Source organism: Kitasatospora humi (assembly GCF_020907985.1).
In the GTDB taxonomy this organism is placed as follows: domain Bacteria; phylum Actinomycetota; class Actinomycetes; order Streptomycetales; family Streptomycetaceae; genus Kitasatospora; species Kitasatospora humi.
Map to the genome: position 1 here is coordinate 378,739 of NZ_JAJJPA010000001.1, position 22,152 is coordinate 400,890.

18 protein-coding genes are annotated in these 22,152 nt (G+C 72.5%); 8 read left to right on the plus strand and 10 right to left on the minus strand.

What is annotated here, in order from left to right; genetic code table 11:
* Positions 1 to 40: 40 nt before the first annotated feature.
* On the minus strand, positions 41 to 1,309 hold the full coding sequence (locus LN042_RS01800) for an MFS transporter (RefSeq protein WP_230047932.1): 1,269 nt from the start codon (positions 1,307 to 1,309) through the stop codon (positions 41 to 43).
* 152 nt (positions 1,310 to 1,461) lie between these two features.
* Between LN042_RS01800 and LN042_RS01805 the strand changes: the two genes are divergently transcribed.
* A complete protein-coding gene (locus LN042_RS01805; RefSeq protein ID WP_230047933.1) occupies positions 1,462 to 2,457 on the plus strand; it encodes a transcriptional regulator in 996 nt (331 codons plus the stop codon).
* A gap of 12 nt (positions 2,458 to 2,469) precedes the next feature.
* On the opposite strand, the gene LN042_RS01810 is transcribed toward LN042_RS01805, so the two are convergent.
* From LN042_RS01810 to LN042_RS01825, 4 genes are all read right to left on the minus strand, one after another.
* Positions 2,470 to 3,324, minus strand: coding sequence for a VOC family protein (locus tag LN042_RS01810; RefSeq protein WP_230047934.1), 855 nt, complete (start codon positions 3,322 to 3,324; stop codon positions 2,470 to 2,472).
* A gap of 411 nt (positions 3,325 to 3,735) precedes the next feature.
* Positions 3,736 to 4,740: a quinone oxidoreductase family protein gene (locus tag LN042_RS01815; RefSeq protein WP_230047935.1), complete on the minus strand. Its 1,005-nt coding sequence runs from the start codon at positions 4,738 to 4,740 to the stop codon at positions 3,736 to 3,738.
* A 303-nt stretch (positions 4,741 to 5,043) separates the two neighbouring features.
* Positions 5,044 to 6,021: a dTDP-glucose 4,6-dehydratase gene (rfbB, locus tag LN042_RS01820; protein WP_230047936.1), complete on the minus strand. Its 978-nt coding sequence runs from the start codon at positions 6,019 to 6,021 to the stop codon at positions 5,044 to 5,046.
* Between the two features lie 79 nt (positions 6,022 to 6,100).
* Positions 6,101 to 6,775: a response regulator transcription factor gene (locus LN042_RS01825; protein WP_230047937.1), complete on the minus strand. Its 675-nt coding sequence runs from the start codon at positions 6,773 to 6,775 to the stop codon at positions 6,101 to 6,103.
* A gap of 290 nt (positions 6,776 to 7,065) precedes the next feature.
* Between LN042_RS01825 and LN042_RS37110 the strand changes: the two genes are divergently transcribed.
* From LN042_RS37110 to infA, 3 genes are all read left to right on the plus strand, one after another.
* Positions 7,066 to 7,731, plus strand: coding sequence for a LuxR C-terminal-related transcriptional regulator (locus tag LN042_RS37110; protein ID WP_308191748.1), 666 nt, complete (start codon positions 7,066 to 7,068; stop codon positions 7,729 to 7,731).
* Between the two features lie 200 nt (positions 7,732 to 7,931).
* Positions 7,932 to 8,696 carry a GNAT family N-acetyltransferase gene (locus LN042_RS01845; RefSeq protein ID WP_230047938.1) on the plus strand — a complete coding sequence of 255 codons (765 nt, stop codon included), beginning with the start codon at positions 7,932 to 7,934 and terminating at the stop codon, positions 8,694 to 8,696.
* Positions 8,697 to 8,751: 55 nt separating this feature from the next.
* On the plus strand, positions 8,752 to 8,976 hold the full coding sequence (gene infA / locus LN042_RS01850) for a translation initiation factor IF-1 (protein WP_230047939.1): 225 nt from the start codon (positions 8,752 to 8,754) through the stop codon (positions 8,974 to 8,976).
* 166 nt (positions 8,977 to 9,142) lie between these two features.
* Here the strand turns inward: infA and LN042_RS01855 are convergent, their stop codons facing one another.
* The 5 genes from LN042_RS01855 to LN042_RS01875 form a co-directional block, all read right to left on the minus strand.
* Complete coding sequence (locus LN042_RS01855) at positions 9,143 to 10,399, minus strand: DegT/DnrJ/EryC1/StrS family aminotransferase (RefSeq protein ID WP_230047940.1); 1,257 nt, start codon at positions 10,397 to 10,399, stop codon at positions 9,143 to 9,145.
* A gap of 268 nt (positions 10,400 to 10,667) precedes the next feature.
* Positions 10,668 to 12,032 carry a UDP-glucose dehydrogenase family protein gene (locus tag LN042_RS01860; protein ID WP_230047941.1) on the minus strand — a complete coding sequence of 455 codons (1,365 nt, stop codon included), beginning with the start codon at positions 12,030 to 12,032 and terminating at the stop codon, positions 10,668 to 10,670.
* An 86-nt stretch (positions 12,033 to 12,118) separates the two neighbouring features.
* Positions 12,119 to 12,535 carry a GlcG/HbpS family heme-binding protein gene (locus LN042_RS01865; RefSeq protein ID WP_230047942.1) on the minus strand — a complete coding sequence of 139 codons (417 nt, stop codon included), beginning with the start codon at positions 12,533 to 12,535 and terminating at the stop codon, positions 12,119 to 12,121.
* 128 nt (positions 12,536 to 12,663) lie between these two features.
* Complete coding sequence (locus LN042_RS01870; protein ID WP_230047943.1) at positions 12,664 to 13,761, minus strand: tryptophan 2,3-dioxygenase; 1,098 nt, start codon at positions 13,759 to 13,761, stop codon at positions 12,664 to 12,666.
* A gap of 69 nt (positions 13,762 to 13,830) precedes the next feature.
* Positions 13,831 to 14,913, minus strand: coding sequence for a methyltransferase (locus LN042_RS01875; RefSeq protein WP_230047944.1), 1,083 nt, complete (start codon positions 14,911 to 14,913; stop codon positions 13,831 to 13,833).
* A 280-nt stretch (positions 14,914 to 15,193) separates the two neighbouring features.
* On the opposite strand from LN042_RS01875, the gene LN042_RS01880 reads away from it, so the two are divergent.
* The 4 genes from LN042_RS01880 to LN042_RS01895 all read left to right on the plus strand — a co-directional run bounded on the left by LN042_RS01880 (position 15,194) and on the right by LN042_RS01895 (position 22,127).
* Entirely contained in the window at positions 15,194 to 16,657 is a 1,464-nt protein-coding gene (locus LN042_RS01880) for a flavin monoamine oxidase family protein (RefSeq protein ID WP_230047945.1), read from the plus strand.
* Positions 16,654 to 19,845, plus strand: a complete 3,192-nt coding sequence (locus LN042_RS01885; protein WP_230047946.1) for a ferritin-like domain-containing protein — start codon at positions 16,654 to 16,656, stop codon at positions 19,843 to 19,845. Before LN042_RS01880 ends, LN042_RS01885 begins: the two co-directional genes overlap by 4 nt.
* Complete coding sequence (locus LN042_RS01890) at positions 19,842 to 21,527, plus strand: FAD-dependent monooxygenase (RefSeq protein WP_230047947.1); 1,686 nt, start codon at positions 19,842 to 19,844, stop codon at positions 21,525 to 21,527. Before LN042_RS01885 ends, LN042_RS01890 begins: the two co-directional genes overlap by 4 nt.
* Before the next feature lie 342 nt (positions 21,528 to 21,869).
* Positions 21,870 to 22,127 (plus strand): hypothetical protein, encoded by a 258-nt coding sequence (locus tag LN042_RS01895; RefSeq protein ID WP_230047948.1) that lies wholly within the window; start codon positions 21,870 to 21,872, stop codon positions 22,125 to 22,127.
* Positions 22,128 to 22,152: the final 25 nt, after the last annotated feature.

Genomic DNA, 22,152 nt, shown 5'->3' on the forward strand with positions numbered 1-22,152 from the left:
GGTTGCCTTCGGTTGCGCGATCGTTGATGGCTGCTTCAGGCTACCGTGGGCCGCTGACAGGGCGGTTGGCCGGTTGGTCAGGGTGGCCGGTCGGTGCGGTGGACCGGGGTGTGGGTGGTTGGTCGGCGTGTGGTTGGCCGGTCGGGGTGGGTGGTGGCCGGTGCAGGCGGTCGGCCAGCCCGGGTGCCAGTACCGCGGTGACCGCCAGTGAACCCGCGGCCAGCAGCGCGATGGTGAGCCCCGGGCCGACCCGTTCGGCCACCGCGCCGGCCAGGGCCGCGCTGAGACCCTGGGCGGTGCCCATGCCCGCCGAGTGCAGGCCGAGCGCCTGGCCGTGGCCGGTGGCAGGAGTGCGGGCGAGCAGCTGCTCCTGCAGGGGGAGTGCGGCCGCATAGCCGACCGAGGCCACGGCAGCGGCCGGCAGTGCGAGGGCCACGGGCGGATGGAGGACGAAGAGCAGGTAGGGCGCGGCAAGGAGGAGGTTCAGCGGTACGCCGAGCCGGGCTCGCAGCCGTGGCGTCAGGAACCGGCCGACCACCGCGTCCCCGAGCAGCATTCCGGCGGCGGCCGCGGACAGCAGCAGCCCCGCCTGCCGGGGGGCGTAGGGGAGGAAGAGCGACTCGCATCCCACGATCAGGCCATTGGGTACCCAGAGCGCCAAGTACACTGTCCGGCGCGCCCGGTCGCCGAGCAGCTGGGCGGTGGGCACGCTCCCGTGGCCTGGTGCGGCGCGCGGTGCCCGGGGACGCAACCCCAGCAGGGCCGCTATCGCCCCGGTCAGGTGCAGCGCGGCGCCGAGCAGCAGCGCCTGACGTGGCGTCAGGACGGCCATGAGCACGCCGCCGACCGCGAAACCGCAGACCTGCAGCACGCCGTTGGCGACGTTGAGGGCGGCCCGGCCGAGTGGGTACTTGTCACCCGGGAGCAGTTCGGACAGCAGCCCGTACCGCACCCCGCCACCGAGGGCGCCCGCCATGCCCAGCACCAGCAGCAGGCCGAACAACGCCCACTCCGGTAGACCCCGCACCGCCTGCAGCGCCGTGCCGGCCGCGAACAGCAGGGCGAGGGCCGTCAGCGCGGCTCGTGGTGGCAGCCGGTCGGCGGCGCGCAGCAGCGTGGCGGCGCCCAACACCTGGGCCAGCGCCGGGCCGAACATCGCCAGCGCGGCCAGCAGCGGCGACCTGGTCGAGGTGAAGACGAGCGTTCCCAGCGCCAGCGAACCGACGGTCTGGGCGGCGACTTGCGAGCTGGTGAGGAGGAAGAGCGGGGTGAACTCCGGGGTGCGGAACAGGTCGCGGTAGCTGGGCATGCGGGGAGCCTGCCGGATGTCGCACGGGTGCGGGTACTGTTTCGCGGCAGTGCGAAAGGTGCGGGTCCGGGGGCACCGAAGAGGGTGGGCCGGCCGGGGTCGGGGGCGCACTGCGCGGTACTGCGGTGCGACGACGTGGAAGGGCTGCAGGCTTGAGCTGGTGGGAGATCACCGCGGACACCCTCGCGGCGAGCCGGTTCGTGATCTCGCCCCTGGCGGAGACCACGGCGGCACTGAAGCTCCTGGACCGGGCGAGCGCAGCCGATCCCGGTGAGCGGAACTGGTTGGCCGCCCATCTGCCCGCCTACCGCGCCTGGCTGGCCGCCGACCTGGTCACCGCACGCCTGGTCCGCGTGGGCCTCGGCGGTCCGTGGAACGCGACCTTCCTCACCCCGACTCCCGATGCGACCGAAACCGACTTCGGCCGCGAACTGGACCGCATTGCACGCACCGCCCCCGACGCCGCCCGCGCCGATCTGGTCGAGGCCCTCGACGGCCCGCTCCCCGCCGAACTCGACCGGGCCGACCTGCCCCGGCGCGCGGCCGAGTTGCTGGACCGAGTCTGGAGGCAGACCGTCCTGCCCGACTGGCCGCGCCGGCACCGGATCCTGGAGGGCGACATCCTGGCGCGCACTGCCCGGCTGGCGCACGGTGGTTGGGAATCCGCACTCGACGAGCTGCGCCCCGGCATGCGTTGGCTCGGTGCCAGCCGCCTGCGGATCACATTGCGCGATCAGCCACCGCGCGAGCTCGCCGGCACCCGGTTGCTGTTGGTGCCCGTCACGCCCAGCCAGGGCTGGCTCGCCTGGGATCAGCACCGACATGCCGTGGTCTACCCCTGTACCGGCGCACTCGCCCATGCCGGGGGCGCCGGCCCGCCCGGGGCGCTCGCCCGGCTGCTCGGCCCGGCCCGCGCCCGGGTGCTGGTCCTGCTGGAGACGCCGCTGAGCACCACCCACCTGGTGGCCCTGACCGGTCAGCCGCTGGGCTCGATCGGGCGTCACCTCAAGGTGCTGCACGACGCGGGCCTGCTTCGCCGCCGACGCTCCGGACGCCTGGTGCTCTACTGGCGCACGGAGGTGGGTGACGCGTTGGTCGATGGATCGGGTCTCGGTGCGGGGCTCGGTGCGGGAAGTGGGTCGGGCTGACGGGCCGTTGCGTCAATCGTGGGGAGTACCGAGCAGGCCGGTGTCCGGGTCCCGGGCGGTGAGGCAGTAGCGGGCGCCCGTCGGATCACTCATCACCGTCCAGTAAGGGTACTCGGCGACGAAACGCGCGCCCAGCTTCTCGTGCGCCGCCCGGGTCGCGGCCCGGTCCGTGCAGGCGAAGTCCAGGTGGGCGCCTGCCGCCACGAGCCCGGCGGCGCTGTGCGGGGCCGCCTGGGCGCGACGCTCGGCGTGCGCACCGCCCGAGGTGTTCCGGGTCTCCCCGGTGCCCAACCGGTGGAGCAGGATCCGAACCGGCAACCCCGCCGGTGGTTTCACCGCTCGGAACTCCGGTCGTGAGCCGGTCAGCACCGGCCACCCGGTCAGCTCTCCCCAGAACGTCGTCTCCTCCTCGTACAGCTCCGGCGGGATGTCGATCGCGACCTGGTCGAGCCGGGCGCCTTCGATGACGCCCGGGCGCCGCGACTCGCCGTGCCAGGCGACCCCGCAGAACAACTGCCCTGCGGGGGAGGCCAGTACGACGAAGCCCTGCTCCATCACCACGGTCGCGCCCAGCGATACCGCCCGCGCGACCAGTGCCGGGACGTCCCGCACGGCAAGATCGAGGTGCGCCCCACCCGAGCCGCTCGCGACCCCTTGCAGCTTCAGGCAGGCATCCGGACGGGGAGTCCCATCGGCGCTCCGCGCTTCAAGCTCGTCCTTCGTCCTGCTCGGCAGCAGCGTTGCGAATTCCCGTTGCGCACCGTGCCGTTCGGAGAGCGTGGTGCCTGTGACCGCAGTCCAGAACTCGGCCGCTGCCGTGAAGTGCTCCTGCGGCCGGTCCATGAAGGCGTACACCCAGCGGATCATCTCCGCTCCCCTCATCTGGTCATTCCGATCCCGAAACCCCACCGCGACGCCATCCGGCCGGCCGTGGGGATGGGCATCGCTTCATGTGACGGAACATCATATTCGCAACTGATGTGGGCTTCTCGGCCACCTCATGAGCTATGGCGATACCGAGGGACAGGAGCCGGAGGCAGTACTGGACGTACCGAAGCAGTGCACCATGCGCGTCCTCGTCACCGGCTCCAGCGGACTCGTCGGTTGTGCCATCCCAGCATGCCGCCTGGGTTCGGGAGTTGCCGGCAGAGGGCACGAGGTACCGGCCCTGGGCGTCGCTCGTGGCAAGCGGTGGCCGGCAGCCTGGTGGCCGGCTGCTCGATCGCTGATCGTTCGTGCGACGGCTGACCGCTCGACGCGAGGCCCGCCCACCGCTGCTTACGCCTGCTCGGCCACCTGCAGCAGTAGCTTCCCTCGCACGGCACCCGCCTGCATCCGCTCGTGCGCCTCGACGGCAGCGCTGAGCGGCAGCACACCGGTGATGTCGATGGCTACCTGTCCCGTCGCCAGCAGATCGAAGGCAGCCAGGCCGTGGCTGCGCGCCAGCTGCGGATCACGACGGGACAGGTCGGCTATGTTGTAGCCGGCCAGTGTGCGGTTGTTCTTCCAGAGCGGCAGCAGGGGCAGCGCAAGGTCGGGGTGGCGAGCGGCCTCACCGAAGATCGTCACCCGGCCGAACGGAGCCAAGGCCTCCAGACTGGCCAGGCGGGTCGGACCGCCGACCGGATCGAGCACCACATCCACCCCACGGCCTCCGGTGGCCTGCAGCACGGCCTCGGTGAATCCCTCCCTACCGAAGAGGTCGTCATAGCCGAAGCGGGCGGCGTACTCGGCCTTGGCGGCGCTGCCCACGGTGCCGTACACGGCCTTGGCGCCGAGGGCGCGGGCCAACTGCGCGGCAGCCGAGCCGATTCCGCCGGCTGCGGCGTGGATCAGCACGGTGTCACCGGGCCGGAGCCGCGCGGCCTCGGCGAGCAGACCGTAGGCCGTGGGCAGCACCAGGCCGGCGCCACCCGCCGTGCGCAGGTCGATCTCGCCTGCGGCGGTGTGCAGCGGGAAGACCAACTCGGCGGGTGCGATGGCGAATTCGGCGTACCCGCCGCCCGTGGGCAGGTAGGCGGCGACCGGGTCGCCGACCGCCAACCCCTCGCCGGGCGCAACCCCGGGGCCGAGGGCGGCGATGCGCCCGGAGGCCTCAAGCCCGGTGACGTCCACACCGTCCGGCGGGCCGAAGTCACCGAGGCGGTGCTGGACCTCGCCGTAGTTGACGCCCGCATACGCGACCTTGATCAGCACCTGGCCGGGCCCGGGCTCCGGCACCGGCAGCTCGACGGGGCGCAGCACCTGGGGTGCGCCGTTCTCGGTGAATCCGATCGCCTTCATCGACAACCTCCCATTGCGTCGTTGTGCAGGCCAACCGGGCTGTTCAGTGCTTTGTTCCCGACCCGCGAACCACGCGTGACGAGAAGTCGGCGGGCTGAGCGGTCGCGGCCGGGGAGCCGGTCGCCGAGGCCGGTCGGAGGATGAGCACGCGGAGTTGACGCACCGCCGGAGCGGCACCGCTTCGACCACGGGCCGCCGCCGGGGCGGTGAGCGGCGGCCGGCAGTGGCGGTCCTGGCCCGCGGTCGGGGACCGGGGCGCGTGGCCGGTGGCCGCGCCACGCACCCGCCTGGTGCCGCGCCCGATCAGCCCAGGGCCGCACGCTCGAGCAGCGGCTCCCACCAGGCGCGGTGGCCGCGGTACCAGGCGACGGTCTGCGCCAGGCCGTCGGCGAAGGGAACGCGTGGCTCGAAGCCCAGCTCGGTCCGGATCTTGGCCGTGTCCAGCGAGTACCTCAGGTCGTGGCCCTTGCGGTCCGGCACCCGCTCGACCAGCTGCGGGTCCGCGCCAACGGCCGCGAGCAGGAGGTCGGTCAGTTCACGGTTGGAGATCTCGGTGCCGCCGCCGATGTGGTAGACCTCGCCGGCACGGCCCCGGTCCAGGACCAGGGCGAGGGCCCGGCAGTGGTCCTGGACGTGCAGCCAGTCACGGACGTTGCGTCCGTCGCCGTACAGCGGCACCGGACGGCCGTCCAGCAGCCGGGTGGTGAAGAGCGGGATCAGCTTCTCCGGGAACTGGTAGGGGCCGTAGTTGTTGGAGCAGCGGGTGACCACCACGTCCAGTCCGTGGGTGCGGTGGCAGGCCAGGGCCAGCAGGTCCGCCCCGGCCTTGCTGGCGGCGTACGGCGAGTTGGGGGCGAGCGGCTGCTGCTCGGCCCACGAGCCGTTGGCGATCGAGCCGTAGACCTCGTCCGTGGAGACCTGGACGAACCGGCCGATCCGGTGTCGGACCGCGGAGTCCAGCAGGACCTGAGTGCCCGTCACATTGGTGCGCACAAAGGCCTCGGCGCCCTGGATCGAGCGGTCCACATGTGACTCGGCGGCGAAGTTCACCACCGCGTCCTGCCCGGACATCACCCGGTCCACCGCCACCGGATCACAGACGTCCCCGAGCACGAAGGCGAAACCAGGGTGGTCGGCCACCTCCGCGAGGTTCTCCCGGACGCCCGAATAGGTGAGCTTGTCGAACACCGTGATGCGGTCCTGCGGCCGGGTGCGAAGCATCGAGCGGACGAATTCGGAGCCGATGAAACCGGCGCCGCCGGTCACGAGTACGCGCGTCATGGGAGAAACGTACTGGGATCGGTCGGCGACCGTTGCGTGCCGAGACCCGGGGGCCGGTGGGGGCGGTGGCGATGCCCTCTCAGCGGCGCCGCACCGGTGGCGGGCTCAGGGCCTCCGGCGGGGCGACGCGGTGAGCGAGCGCCACGGCCGCCACCGAGGAGTGCACGTCCAGCTTGACCATCAGGTTCTGCACGTGGGTGCGGACGGTGTTGGTGGACAGGAAGAGCCGCCGACCGATCTCGGCTCGGCTCATCCCGGCCGACAGGCACTCCAGCACCTCGCGTTCCCTAGCGGTGAGACTGGCCAGTCGTCCGCTCTCCTCCTCCAAGGAGTTGCGCAGCGTCATCAACTCGCCCAGGACCCGGGTGAGTAGGCCGGGCGGTATCCAGGTCTCGCCGCGCCGCACCCCGCGGATCACCGTCAGCAGTTGCTGCATCGAGCTGTCCTTGGACACCCAGCCGCGCACTCCGGCCCGGACCGCCGCACAGGCCAGATCCTCGCTGCGGTCACCATCGCTGAGCACCACCAACGGAACGCCGAGGCGACGCGGCCATGGCGAAGCGGCGCCGTCCTCGGCGACCAGTCCGATGTCGGCCACCACCACATCGGCGTGCTCCGCGGCGGCCACCCGGCAGGCGGCGCGCATGCCGGTGACCGCATGGCTGGCCATGCCCACCTGCCGCAGCCCCAGGGCCAGTACCTCGGCCACGGAGCGGCGGCGGTCGGCCACCACGACCTGGATCTCGCCGGCCACGGTTCGAGAATACGATCGCCGGTGGACTGCGGCGACGTTGTCTGTTTCGCTGGATGAGGCGGGGGATGCCGGATCGTGCGGGGCAGGCGCACCGGAATCCGCTCCGGACAGCGGTTCCAGGCGCCGACGCCCGGCGGCCGGCCGCACAGGCAAGGGCAACCGCCATGACCGATTCGTCCACGGATCGTCTCGAGAGCCGCCCCCCGGTACGGTCCCGGGCGCCGGCGGGGCCGGCAGTACCAGCAGCGTCGCGGAACGCCACGACTGCGCCCCGCCCGCCGGCCCGCCTGGTGATCGCCGACGCCAACCGGCTGCACGCCGAGGCGCTGGCCCTGGTGCTCGCGGGGCGCGGCTACCTGGTCCAGGCGACCGCCACCACCAGGGGCGGGCTGCTGCGTGCCGTAGCCGCCTGCCGGCCGGAGCTGTGCCTGCTCGACCTGCAACTCCTCGACGGCCGGGCCCTGGACGCCATCGCCCAGATCCGGCGGAGCGACCCCGGCATCCGGATCGTGGTGCTCTCCCGGGAGCTGGACCCGGACGCGGTGGCCACCGCAGCCGCCGCCGGAGTCGCCGGCTACCTGGGCAAGGACAAGGGGCTCGAGCTGCTGGACCGAGCACTGCGCACGGTCGCGGCCGGCGACCGCTTCATCGAGCCGACCCCCGCCCAGGAGGCGCTGCGCCGGGCCCGCACCCCGGACCACACCGAGCCGCTGCACCGGCTCACCCGGCGGGAGCGCGAGGTGCTGGACCGCCTGGCCGAGGGCGATGACACCATCGAGATCGCCCGTGCCCTGCGAATGACCACCAGCACCGCCCGCACCCATGTGCAGAACGTGTTGGACAAACTCGGCGTGCACTCCCGCCTGGAAGCCGTCGCCGTGGCCCACCAGGCCGTCCGCGGCGCACCGACCGGACCATCCGACGCAACGGCACCGACACGGCCGGGACCGCACTGACCGGGCCGCGCCCTTGGAAAAATGACTTGAGCGGGGAAAACCCCGATTGCTAGCGTGTGGATCACCGTGACAGGACGCAAGGAGGTGGGACCCGTGAACGTTGTATCGAGGTGGGTGCTCCCTCCTTTCATCACGGTGTGCGACTGATCCAGGTGTCGTCGGGAGCGCTCTGCAACAGGCACTCCTGAAAGGCGACAACCATGAACTCTGTGATCATCAGGCGCGCGGCCGAGACCCAGTGGCAGGCCGTGGTGGACGATCGGATCGTCGGCCACGGCGACGTCTCGCAGCGGCCCGACGGGCGGCTCTTCGTCAGCATCGACGTATGGCAGGAAGCGGTCTTCGGCCGGCTCGCCGCTGCGATGCTCGCGGACCTGCCGACCCCCCTCCACACCCTGGTCGGCGAGGCCGAGGTCGACCTGAAATCCCGCTGGGAGCAGGTCGGATTCACCGTCGGACGCCGTGAGCAGGAGTACGTCCTGGCCACGGAACCGGGCGACAGCCGGCTCGACGCCTCGCAGCCGCCGGCGGGCGTCACGATCCTGCCGGCCGGAGCGGCGGACGAAGACCTGCTCCGGGCTTTGGACCGCGCGATCCGCGAGGAGGTCGAGGCCACCGTCGGCTGGCACACCATGCCGGCGGAGGTGCTGCCCCGCCCGGCCGGGACGACCCTGGTGGACCCGTCGAAGTACGCGGTGGCGGTCCGGAACGGCCAGTACGCAGGGCTGGTCCGGGTGGTGCCGGTCCGCCGCCGGGCCCGGATCGGACTGATCGCGGTGCGGGCCGACCAGCACCGCCTTGGCATCGGCCGGGCGCTGCTGACCCACGCGCTGGGCTCGCTGCAGCGCGCGGGTACCGACTCGGCCTGGGCCGAGGTGGACGCGTCCAACACGGCCGCGATCGCGCTCTTCGAGGGCATTGGCGCCCAGCGGACCGGCGGCACCGTCGAACTGGTGCGATCCTGACGCCGTACCGACTCATCGATCCGACACGACTCACCGATTCGAAAGACGAGTGACATTGGCAAGAACAGCAAAGGGCCTGGAAGTCGAGGGCAGCGTGGTGGAATGCCTGCGCAATGCCACGTTCAAGGTGGAGCTCCAGAACGGCCACCAGGTGCTCGCACACATCAGCGGGAAGATCCGGAAGAACTACATCAAGATCCTGCCGTTCGACCGGGTGCTCGTGGAAGTCAGCCCTTATGACCTGACCCGTGGCCGGATCATCTACCGGTACCGGACCTGAGCCACCTGAAGCGTGCGCCCGGGCGGGCGCACGCTTTCGGCGGCCGTCGCGGCCGGTCGCACGCTTTCGCCGGCGTCGCGGCCGGTCGCACGCTTTCGGCGGCCGTCGCGGCCGGTCGCACGCTTTCGCCGGCGTCGCGGCCGGGAGCGGCCACTGCGGCCCGGCATCAGCGCGCGAGCCGGTGCAGCTCGGTGCAGATGCGGTCAAGCCGCTGGTCGGTGAGACCGGGGTAGAGCGGCAGTGACAGCAACCGGGGGAAGAGTTGGTCGGCGCCTGGCAGGCCGCTCGGCGGGCGCAGCGCCGCACGGCGGAAGTAGCCCAGTCGGTGCAGCGGGACGTAGTGCACAGCGGTGCCGATGCCGCGTTCCGCCAGTGCGGCGGCCAACTCGTCACGTGACCGACCGTAGCGTTCGGTCACCTGGAGAACGTAGAGGTTCCAGGAGTGCCGTCCCTCCGTCGGCAGGGCCGGGGGCAGCAGCGTTCCCAGGTCGTGCAGCTGGAGCGTGTAGGCGGCGGCCAGCTGTTCCCGGCGGCGCCGCCAGCCGGGTAGCCTGCGCAGCTGGGCACGACCGATCGCGGCCTCCAGATCGGACATGTTCGCCTTCAGCCCGCCGTCCTCGACCGTGAACTGACGGGCGCTGCGGGAGGCCGTGCCGTCGCGCTGCCGGACATCGGTGGACATCCCGTTGCGACCGGCCCGCCGGACCCGGGCGGCGAGCTCGCCGTCATCGCAGGTCACCATGCCGCCCTCGCCGACCGGCAGATTGGAGGCGGTGGAGAAGCTGAAGCAGGCAGCCCGGGACAGGGCGCCGGCCGCGCGCCCGTGGACGGTGGTGCCGGGGCCGTGCGCCGCGTCCTCGATCACCCGGTGCAGCGGCAGGCCGGCCGCGGCGGCGAGCTCCGGCACCGGGGCCGGCGCACCCGCGAAGTGCAGCACCACCATGGCCGCCGGACGGATCCGTCCGTGCGCGTGCCCCTGCAGGGCGGCGGCCACCGTCGCGGGGCTGGGCATCGCGGTGACCGGGTCGACGTCGACGAGCAGGGGCCGCAGACCCGCGTGCACCACCGCCTGCCCCACCCCGCAGAAGGTCACCGCCGGCAGCAGCACGAGTCCGCCCGGTGGCAGCCGCAGAGCCCGCAGCGCCAGCTCGATCGCCGCCGTTCCCGAGGAGACCGCCACCGCATGCCCCGCCTTCACCCAGGCTGCGAACTCCCGCTCGAACATGGCGGCCTGCGCCCCGGTGGCGACCCGACCGGAGGCCAGCACGCGCAGGGCGGCGACCCGCGCCTCCGGGCAGATCTCGGTCCGCATGAAGGGCACCGCTTGCTGCGCTTGCTCCACCTGCGCCTGCTCCGCCTGCGCCTGCTCCGGCTGCTCCGCCTGCGCCTGCTCCGGCTGTTCCATGGTCAGCTCGACGGCCATCAGCTGGTTCCTCCTGGCGGCTATCGGGTGCGTCGCGCCCGACTCGCGGCGCACCCGGTACACCGAACGTAAGCCCGTTCGGCTGCCGACGGGATCCGGCCGCAGGACGAGTTCGGCTACGCCTTGTGCGGATCGGCCGGGCCGACCGCCTGCGGTGGGGGCGCCCGCGCGGAGCGCCGCCTCGCTGGTGGGCACAGGTTGCCCCCCTCGCTCACCGGCAACGGCGGCGGGTCCCCGCGCCGACCGGGCCCGGCCGGCGGTCACGAGATCAGCCCGGCGGTGCGACGGTCGCCGGCGGGACCGTTGGATGCCGGACCGGGCAGCCGAGTTGCCAGACCGACCAGCCGGCGGCCAGCCAGAGCGCCGGATCGACCGCGGTGCGCACATCCACCAGCACCGGTTTGCGCACCAGGGTCGCTGCGGTGGCGGGGAGTTGAGGGTCCGCCAGGTATTCGGGCCACTCGGTGCCGAGCACCAGCAGATCCGCACCGGTGGCGGCCCCGAGGGCGGTCTCCCGGTACTGCGCCTCCGGCAGTGCCCGCTGTGCTTGGGGGAGCGCCTGAGGGTCGTGGATCACCACGGTGGCACCGCAAAGGTGCAGACGGGCGGCGAGCCACAGGGCGGGGGAGTCCCGCACATCGCTGGTCCCGGCCTTGAACGCGGCACCGAGGAAGCCGACCCTGACCCCCTCCAGGTTGCCGCCCGCCGCTCGTGCCACCAACGCCACGGCTGCCTCCCGGCGGCCGTGGTTCACCGCCTCGACGGCGTCCAGCAGCCCGGCCGCCCGCACCGCACCCAGCTCCTTGACTCGATGGGCGAAGGCCGCGATGTCCTTGGGCAGGCAGCCGCCGCCGTACCCGATGCCCGGCCGCATGCCGAGCGGGCCGATCCGCGGGTCGATGCCGAGCACCCGGGCGACCTGGGTGACATCCGCCCCGGTCAGCTCGCAGACCTCGGCCATCGCGTTGACGAAGGAGATCTTGGCGGCGAGGCAGGCGTTGGCCGCGGACTTGGCGACCTCGGCGGTGGCCGGGTCGGTGATGACGAGCTGGGCCTCGCCGCGGGCCAGGATCGGCGCATAGACCTCCTCCAGGGCCTTGCGGGCCGCCGTGGAGCTGAGACCGGCCAGGATCCGGTCCGGCTCCAGGGTGTCGAGGACCGCATGGCCCTCGCGCAGGAACTCCGGATTCCACACCAGCTCCACACCGGGCACTGTCGCCAGTCCGTCGATGATGGCCTGGAGGCGGGCCACCGTGCCCACGGCCACCGTGCTCTTGCCGACGATGGTGCACGGCCGCTGCAGCAGCGGGACGAGCGATCGCACGGCCCCCACCACTTGGTCCACCTCATAGCCCTTGCCGTCCGGCCGCAGTGGGGTGCCGACGGCGAGGAAGTGCAGCTCCGCTCCGGCCGCGGCCGCGGCCGGAGCGGTACTGAAGCGCAGCCGACCACTGGCGGTGTGCTTGGCCACCAGCTCGTCCAGCCCGGCCTCGAAGAACGGGACCCGACCGGCGGCCAAAGCCCGGCACTTCTCCGGATCTTGTTCGACACCGATCACGTCGTGCCCCAACTCGGCCATCGCGGCAGCATGCGTGGTGCCGAGGTGGCCGCAGCCGATCACCGATACGCGCATGAGGTCGAACCTCCCGGACGAAGGTGCGCTGCCGGTGTGCCGCGCGAGCGCACCGGCAGCAGTCGGAGGCGCGGTGGGCGCCGGTGTCAGCCCGCCGCGGCGGCCTCGACGCCGGCCTCGGCCACCGGCTGGTCCTCGCCGCGGGTGCCGCCGGCCACCCCGATCGCGCCGGCGATGGCGCCGTTGAGCATGATCGGGATGCCGCCGGGCAGCAGGGCGAAGCCCGGCTGGGCGGCCATGGTGGCGAGCAGTACCGGGTCGGCCGCGGCGGCCTTGCCGAAGTCGAGCGTGGGGACGCCCAGTCCGGCGGCGGTCACCGCCTTGTGGGTGGCCACCGTGGTGGCCCAGAAGGTCGCACCATCGGCCCGGGCGACGGTCAGCACATTGCCGCCGGCGTCCACCACCGCGACCGCGACGGCGACATTGAGCTGAACGGCCTGAGCCAGGGCGGCATCCAGGATGCGGCGGGCCAGGGCGGCGTTCAACACGGGGGCGTTGCTCATGAGGAATCCTTCCGATGGGCAGACACAAGTGATGTGACTTGTATGACTGAGAAAAGCTGTTTTGCTTGTGAAGCAAAGAAGTTGACGACTTATCAGGCAGTTGCCGCCCAACCCAAGTATCACGTCGGTCAGCAGAGACCGAAGCGGAACATGGCTTCGGGCACCCGGCCGGGTGGACCGGTGGCGCAGATCTCCTTGTCGACGATGCGTTTCAGGTAGCCTGCGCCCTCGGTGCCGCCGGAGCCCTTGATGTCCTGCGGCAGATAGATGCGGCCGAAGCCGTAGTGCCGACCCCGCCAGGAGAGCAGCGAGCGCTCCACCAAGCTGAGCGCCGCGCTGAGCGCCGGGTCGCGCACGGTCTGCACGGCGGCCCGCAGCGGCCAGACGTCCCGGTACGGCGAACGGTTGAGGCAGTGCAGGTGGCGCAGTCGCAAGAAGATCTCGGCCTTGCGCGGGTCGTACCCGTAGATCGCCAACTCGGCCAAGTGGTAGTTGAGCGACTGCACGGCGCTGGCCGCACCGGTGGCCGCCCGGAAGCTCATGAACTGCTCCGGCGAGAGCGTGCGCAGCACATGGAGCACACCGCTGAAGAGATCCGCGCAGCCGGCGGTACTCCGGACGTGCCGTACCGCCGCCTTCCGGTCCCCCCCGCAGATGGCTGCTATCGCCTGACAGGCGCTCCAACGGGTGAGGAAGAACGCGAGCTCGCAGGCGTGCACCGAGCGAAGGAACAGGTGCTCGTGGTGGACCGATGACTGCGGCAGGCCCGTGCACTGGACCAGTACTTGCAGCCGCCGGCCGAGCTGCTCATCGGACTGCCCCCAGGGAGCGATCAGGAGGCCGTCGAGCGTTTCGATCAGGGCAGCCAACCGGGCGCGGCGCTCCGTTGCCTCGGCGGGGCCGTAGCCCGGCTGCTGCGGCGGCGGAGTGCGCTCCCGCTCCGCCAGGTCGAGCAGGGTGGCCCGGAGCGCGGTGATCCCGGCTTCCACCGGCTCCCGGTGGTAGAGCGTCAGGAACCAGTCGTAGACGTGCAGACTGGTGTAGCGGTAGTACTCGGGGATGTCCGGTTGGCGGCTGAACGGACGCGTGAGCAGCGCGACCACCTGGCGCTCCTCGCGGTACTCGGTCGACTTCTCGTCACGGGAGTGGCAGGCCTCGTCGTACCAGTCGGCGAGCAGTTCCCGCTGAGCCGCCGTCAGAGCGGCCCGGCCGGAAGAGCTCTGCATGCGCAGTATCTCCTCGCTCCGGCCGGGAAGCGCCGGACCGGCCGAGGGCACTGGCCATTCCGTCATGGCTCACCACCACCGTCCGGGCGGATGGGCGTTGTCGGCGCGCCGCCCGATCACCAGGTGCTTCTCCCGGCTGGAGCGACGCACCTCGCAGCCGGTGAACCCGGCCCTCCGCAGCAGGGTGAGGTACTCCGCCGCGGTGCGATGGCGCCCCTGGGTCTCCGCCTGCATCGACAGGTTCATCGCGGCGGTCGCCAGTGGCCGGTAGCCGTCCTCCTCGAAGAGCCGCTCCATGACCAGCACCAGGCCGCCGGGCACTAGCGCCCGATGGGCCTTGCGCAGCAGTTCCAGACAGGTGTCATCGGTCCAGTCGGAGAGGATGTAGCCGAACGCCATGCAGTCCCCGGGGGGCAGTTCGTCGCGGTGGAAGTCCCCGGGAATGAACGCGAGCCGGGCGCCGAGCCGGTACCGCCGCCTGGCCTGCTGCAGCCGTTGAGCCACCTGCGGCAGATCGAACACGGTGGCCCGGAGGCCGGGGCGGCGCAGCAGTGCCGCCACCGAGAACGGTCCACCGGCGCCGCCGACGTCCACCAGGTGGTGGACGTTCTCCAGGCCGGCCGACTCCACCAACTCCCCGGACACGTCGAAGCTGAGCTGCCACATGGCGTCCAGGAAGCGATCGGTGGACTCCTCGTCCTGGTAGATCTCGGCGAAGGGCTCGGGCCGGTTGGCGTCGGCTGCTGCCTTGCCCCTGGTCAGGCAGCTCTCCAGATGCCGCAGCCGGCCGAACGTGCTGGCCACCAGGTGGTGCACGAAGCCGCCCAGGTACCGCGCGTCAGTGGCGTCCAGGTAGGGGCGGGTCTGGTCGGGCACGGTGTAGCGGCCATCGCCGTCGGCGGTCAGCACCTCCAGGGAGCGGAGCAGGGTGAGCAGCCGCCCGAGGGTGTCCTGGTCCACTCCGAGCGCGGTGGCGAGCTCCGCCGAACGGCTCGGCCCGTGCTCGGTCAGCTCGCGGAAGACGCCGTGCCGCACGGCGAGGTCGAGCGCGCAGGTGGCGAACAGCCCGTAGACCGCGCTCTCCAGCGCCTGGGGCATCGGCCCGTGGGCCGGGGGCGGTGCCGACTGCGTCCGCGGTGTCGGTTGTGCCATCGCTGGTCCCTCCTTCTCAGGCGCGCGTGGTGGTCGCTCCCCAGCATGGCCGTGGCGACGGGTCGTTCGGATGCGTGCGATGGCAAACCGTTCGATCATGCGGGGTGATCAGCGGTCAGCTGGCGCAAACGGGTGGTGGCTGGGCGGGTCGATCGCTGATAACCCGTCAAGCCTGGGGATGCGGACGAAGAGTGACCTTTCGGACAATTGATAAGTAGTCGGGGAACCAGCCACCGACCGACGACCAGCACCAGCCGGGAGCTCGACCGAAGGGGATGGCATGGCGGCGAAGCGCGTCACGATCATCGGAGCCGGTGTCGCCGGCCTGGTGGCGGCCTACGAGCTGGAGCGGCTCGGCCACCAGGTCGACGTGTTGGAGGGCCACCCGGAGATCGGCGGCCGGATACGCACCCACCGCTTCCTGCCCGGCCGCCCCGGTCCGCTGGTCGAGCTGGGCGCGATGCGGATACCCGCCGCCCACGAGCGCACCATGGGGTACCTCCGCACCCTCGGCCTCGCCGACCAGCTGCGGGAGTTCACCACGCTCTTCCAGGACGAGGCGGCCTACGTCCACACCAGCCAGGGCCACCAGCGGATCAGGGAGGCCTCCGCCACCCTGGTCGGGGAGCTGCGCGGCCGGCTGCCCGCTGCCGAACTCGCCCGTTGCAGCCCGCAGATGCTGCTCTTCGGCGCGTGGATGGCGGTCCGGGTCAACGCACTCGCCCCCGGCGACTTCCGCGACGCGGTCAGCCGCGGGCTGGACGCCGAACTGATCGGCCTGGTCGACGGAATCGACCTGAGCCGCTACATCGGCACCGCCGGCAGCGCCGAACTGATCGACCTTCGCGCCCTGTTCGCCGACCATCCGCAGATCCGGGCCGGCTGCCGCGGGCGGCTCTACCGGTTCGTCGACGACATCGTCAACGAGACCGGCTCCACCCTGCTGGGGCTCCGCGGCGGCCTCGACCAGCTGGTGCACCGGCTGCGCAAGCGGATCCGCGGCCCGGTGCGCTGCGGCAACGAGGTGACCGGCCTGGAGGTCGGCGACCGCCAGGTCCGGCTCCGGATCCGGCACGGCTTCGGCACCCGGATCCGTGCCTGCGACTACGTGCTCTGCACCATCCCGTTCTCGGTGCTGCGCGGCCTGGAGCTGCACGGCCTGGACGACGAGAAGACGGCCGCCATCGGCAGCCAGCGCTACTGGAACGCCACCAAGGTCGCGCTGCACTGCCGGGAGCCGTTCTGGGAGCGCGACGGCATCATGGGCGGCGGCTCCTTCACCGGTGGGCTGATCCGCCAGACGTACTACCCGCCGGTCGATGGCGACCCCCGCCTGGGCGCCGCCCTGCTGGCCAGCTACACCATCGGCAAGGACGCCGACCAGCTCGGCACGCTCAGCAGACCCACCCGGATCGCTGCCGTGCTGGAGGAACTCGGCGCCGTCCACCCCGAACTCCGCCGCCCCGGCATGGTGCTGGCCGTGGCCGACCAGGTCTGGGGCAGCGAACCCTCCACCCAGGGGGCCGCCGCCGTGCGCTGGGGCAAGGACGCCGTCGCCTGCGACGAGGAGCGCGACCGGATGGCCCGGCCGCAGGGCCGGCTGTTCTTCGCCGGCGAGCACTGCTCCAGCTACCCCGCCTGGATCGAGGGCGCGGTGGAGTCCGCCCAACAGGCGGTGCGCCAGATCCACCGGTACCCGGCACCGGCCCTCGACGCCGACGAGCCCTGCGAGGTGCGCGCATGAGCGTCTTCGACCTGCCGCGGCTGCACTTCTCCGGCACGGCCACCACCCAGCTGCCCACCGGTCTGCGCACCGGCCTGCTGGACCTGGCGCGAAACGCCGTGCTCACCCCGGCCGGCGAACCCTTCCCGGCCGACCGCCCGGCCCGCGAGTACCACCAGCAGCTCGACCAGGTGGAGTTGCGCACCGCGCCCGGCGCCCACTTCGGCGGCAACGGCCACTTCACCGTCGACGCCACCGTCACCGGCGTCGACCCGCGGCCGCTCGTGCCCGACCGGGTGATCGGCCGCAGCGTCGACCTCTGGGGCCACTACAACGAGTACTTCGCCACCACCGCCAACCGGGCCCGGGTCTTCGACGTCGACCCCGCATCCTCCTGGACCACGACCCTGATGGTCGGTCACTTCTGCTTCGGGCGGCTCGGCCGCTCCCACGACGTCGGCTACCTGTGCAGCGGCGAGGTGACGGGCTGGCAGCCGCCCCGCTGGCAGGTCTTCCCGCCCGGGCGATCGGCCGTGCCCCGGCTGCCGCTGCGCAGCGTCCACCAGTTCACCGTGCCGGCCGAGGCACTGAGCTGGCCGTCCGACGAGCCCTCACCGACCGTGGCCCGGCTGCGCGAGCTCACCGAGAGCGGTGCGGCAGCCGGCCTGGTGGTGCAGTTCGCGCTCAACCTCCCGCCCACCCCGCTCCCCACCGGGCGACCCCTCGGCTGGCAGCTGGACGGCACCATCGCCCCCTGGTACAGCGGCGAACTACGCAGCTATCCCGCCGGGCGCCTGCTCAGCAGCCGCCCCGGGCCCGAGCCGCATCCGCGGCCGCCCGCCGCGCCCCGGCAGCTCTGCGTGGCCGTCGACGACCAGCAGGTCGGCGTCAACCTGATCGCGGCACCCGGCGGTGATCGGGTTGGCCACGGCCACTGGGAGCTGCGCACCGCCGGCACCGACCAGCTGATCGCCGAGTTGCCCGACCCACTGCCGCGCACCGTGCTCACCGTTCCACGCGCTCCCGGCCCGGCCGACCCGGCGGAACCGCTCCGGCTGGACTGGGTCGCCCCCGACGGTTCCCGGCTGTCGGCCCTGTACGAGCGGGAGGTGAACGTCCAGACCGACCAGGCTGGGCTGATCCTGGAGCACCCCCGCCACGCCGGAGACGCCGAGTACGACACCGAGATCACCATCCGCTCGCTGGTCCGCGGCCTTCCCGCCGCCGTCCGGGGGATCCGGATCGAGCAGTACCCCAACCCGCGGGCCCGCCCCCTCGCCGAGGACGCCGCCGAGCCGGTGGTGCGCCTGCGGGCCGGCGGCCCCGAAACGGCGGGCAGCGCCGACTGGGGCCACTCCTGCACCCTGGACACCGACGCCGACGGCCTGGCCCGTTTCACGGTGCGCGGCGCCCATGCCGGCTGCGCCCGCCTGCTGCTCGCCGCCCCCGCCTCGCCCGGCCCCCCGGGGGACCACAGCCCGGTCGGCGCGCCGGCGGGCGCCGCGGACCGCTACGACGACTCCGACGTCCACGGCTACTGGGCCGGCGCCGGCCACGCCGCCGTGCGGGTCCTGCCCGACGACTGGTGGCTCGCCCGACTGCCGCCCGAGCAGCTGACCTTCGACCTCCTCTACCGCGAGGTCTTCGCCTTCTACGAGCTGACCTCGAGCTTCATGAAGGAAGAGGTCTTCAGCCTGGCCGACCGGGCCCGGGTGGACACCTACGCCCGGCTGGTCTGGCAGATGTGCGACCCGCGCAACAAGACCCGCACCTACTACATGCCGCCCACCCGTGACCTCACCGAGCCCAAGGCCCGCCTACTGCTCGGCTACCTGCGCAAGCAGCAGACGCCGCCCGCCCTGCTCACCCTCGACCCCGACCGGCGGCGCGACAGGACCCGGCTGGCCACCCGGGCCCAACTGGTCGCCGCGCTGCACGAGGCCGTCACCCTCGAACTGGCCGTCACCCTGCAGTACCTGTACGCCGCCTACTCCCTGCCCGGCTACGGCGCCGGCCTGGCCTACCGGCAACGGGGCGCGTGGAGCGCGGAACGGCTGCGGCTGGTCAGCGGCGACGGCGGCGAGACCCTCGACCACGGAATCCGCAGCACCCTGCTGCGGATCGCCCGGGAGGAGATGACCCACTTCCTCGTCGTCAACAACGTGCTGACCGCGATAGGTGAGCCTTTCCGGTTCCCCGCCATCGACTTCGCCACCGTCAACCGGCAATCGGGGATCCCGCTCGACCTGGCCCTGGAGGGCCTCACCCCCGGCAGCGTCCAGCGCTTCATCACCCTCGAACAGCCCGACCGCAGCTGCCCCGAGCCGCGCTACGGCAGCCGCACCGCCACCGGACCGGCCCGGTCCAACACGCTCAGCGGTCTCTACGCCGCCATTCGCGACGGGCTGGCCCACCAACCGGAGCTGTTCGGCGAGAACAACCGGCGAGCCGGCGGCGAGCACCACGTCTTCCTCCGGCAGGCCGTCAACTCGACCCATCCCGACTACCAGCTCCAGGTCGACGACCTCTCCAGCGCGCTGTTCGCGATCGACTTCGTCACCGAACAGGGGGAGGGGCAGGATCCGTCCGCGGAGCGGGTGCTGCGGAAATCCAGCGGGGCCGCAGCAGCCGGGGCAGCCGGCGGGCAGGAGCCGGGAGAGGAATCGCACTACGACTCCTTCCGGAGGATCGCGGTGCTGCTGGACGGCCTAGGCCCCCTCGACCCCGGGGCGACCGGTCACCAGGTCCCCGTCCTCGGCTACCCGGTGCTGCGCAACCCGACCAGGCACGTCGCCAACGGCAACCAGCAGCAGATCACCGACCCGACGGCCCGTGAGCTGGCCCGCCTCTGCGACGAGTCCTACGCGCTGATGGCCCAGCTGATGGTGCAGCACTTCGCCGAACCGACCACGCCCAGTCTGCGCCGCTCGGTGCTGATGAACGCCGCCATCGATGTCATGAACGGCGTGCTCCGGCCACTGGCCGAACTGCTGGCGACCCTCCCGTCCGGCGTGCCCGGCCGCACCGCCGGTCCGCCGTTCGCACTCACCCGGGCCCCGGCTGCGGTGCCCGACCCGCGCCGCGCCAGGGAGTTGCTGCAACGCCGCGCCCGTCGGCTGCGACAGGCGGTGCGCGCCTTCGAGCACGTCCCGGAGCACGTCGGCGGGACGTTGGACTACCTGGACGAACTGTTCGGAGGCAGCGCATGAAGGAGGCCACGGCATGCGGAGCGCAGCTCCAGAAGGCGGGCTCCCGGGGACTGCCGGCCGAAACCGAGGTGCTGATCGTGGGCGCCGGACCGGTCGGCCTGGCCCTCGCCTTGGAACTGCGCCTGCAAGGCGTCGACTTCGTGCTGATCGACTCGGGCGACGGCAGCATCCCGCACCCCAAGGTGAACGCCGTCGGCCCGCGCGCCATGGAACACTTCCGCCGCTGGGGCCTGGCCGACCAGATCCGCGGAGCCGGCTGGCCCGCGGACCACAGCCTCGACACCGCCTGGGTCACCCGGGTCGGCGGCCACGAGGTGCACCGGCTGAGGGTCGGCACCACGACCACCAGGGCCCCGTTCCGCCACACCCCCGAACCCGAGGCCATCTGTCCGCAGCACTGGCTCACCCCGCTGCTCGCCGACGCCCTCGGCCACCATCCCGACGGGCCGCTACTGTTGCGCCACCGCTTGGAGGGCTTCCAGCAGACGGACGACTCGGTCACCGCGAAGGTCAACGACCTCACTCACCACACCACCGCGACCCTCCGTGCCCGCTACCTGGTGGCGGCCGACGGCGCCGACTCCGCGGTGCGCGCCGCCGTCGACACCACCGCGCCCGCCAGGTACCCGACCCAGGTGCTGCGCAACATCCTCTTCGAGGCCCCCGACCTGCGCGCCCTGCTCGGCGAGCAGCACGCGCTCTTCTACTACCTGCTGCTGTCCGACGCCCTGAGGTTCCCGCTGCGCGCGGTGGACGGCCAGGGGATGTTCCGGCTCTCCATCCGGTGCGGCGGCACCCCGGAGGCGGCGCAACCGGCGATGGCCCTGCTCCGGCGCGCCATCGCCGTGCCGACCCCACTGCGGGTGCTCTCCGACCAGCACTGGCGACTGACCCACCGGGTGGCGACCGAATTCCGCCACGGCCGCGTCCTCCTGCTCGGCGACGCCGCACACACCCTCCCGCCCTCCGGCGGCTTCGGTGCCAACGCCGGTATCGCCGCGGCCGCCAACCTGGGCTGGAAACTCGCCGCCGAACTCGCCGGCTGGGCGGGCCCGGCGCTGCTGGACACGTACCAGGCCGAGCGCCGCCCGGTGGCCGTCGAAGCGCTGGACGAGGCACACCGCAACCTGCGGCGCACCATCGACCGGGTCCTGCCCGCAGAGCTGCACGAGGACAGCCCGGTAGGTGCCGCCGTCCGTGCCGACCTGGCCGCGCGGCTGGAAGAAGAAGGAGCCCGGCGGGAGTTCGACGCGCCCATGATCCACATGGGCTACCGCTACGCCTCGCGGATCGTGCTGCCCGAGGATCCGACGGGCGGCGCCACCACCCTCGCGGACGAACCGGTGGACCGCCCCAACAGCCGCCCCGGATCGCGCGCCCCCCACGCGTGGCTCTCTCCCGGCTGCTCCACCCTCGACCTCTTCGGCCCCGGCTTCCGACTGCTCTCGTTCGACCCGCAGACCGCCGACCCGGGGCCGCTGGAGCGGGCCTGCCGGGCTCGTGGCGTCCCGCTGGCGGTCACGGTCTGCCGGGACCCCGCGGTGGCCGGCTGCTACCGGGCGCCACTGCTCCTGGTGCGGCCCGACGGCCACGTGGCATGGCGCGGCGGCTGGCCCGGTGCGCCGGGCGGTGCCGGGGCGGAGGAGGTGGTCGACACGGCGCGGGGTGCGGGGAGGTGGTGAGCCATGACCACCTGCCAGCGGCGAGGACGGTGTCCGGGATCCCGCCGTGCCGGTTGGCGGAGCTGTCCCGGTACCCGAGGACGCGGGCGAGCACTTGGCCGGGCGGGCCGCGCTGCTGGACGGCACCTACCGCCCGGCAGCGGTCCAGGCGGTGCGAGCCGGCCAGGCGCGTGGCGAAGCGTTCACCACCGAAGTGATCCCCTCGGCTTGTCGGTTCATCGGCCGCACCTCCGGGCGCCCTACCGCGCTCGGCGCGCAGCGCCGATCCTGGCTGCCTGGTCGGTCGGCGGCGAACCGCATCGCGGTCGCGGGCCGGCCCCGCGCCCTCGAGAGGAAACACCCTTGGCCATCGGGTTCCGATTCCCCCGCGGCTTCGCCGCCCTGTGCACCGCCGTCCTGGCGGCCGCGGCCGCTGTCCCGAGGCAGCGGGTGATCGACGTCCTGCCCGACCGCACCTCGGAGACCTTCGCCGCCCGGCTGACCGCCCACCCCGGAGCGGAGGTCATCTGCCGTGACCGAGCCAGTGCCTGCACGGAGGCAACCACCTCCTGGATCATGCACAACCGCGAGCGCCTGACTGACATGAGCTCTTTGGGATGAGGGGCAGCGGTTCCGCTGAGTGCGG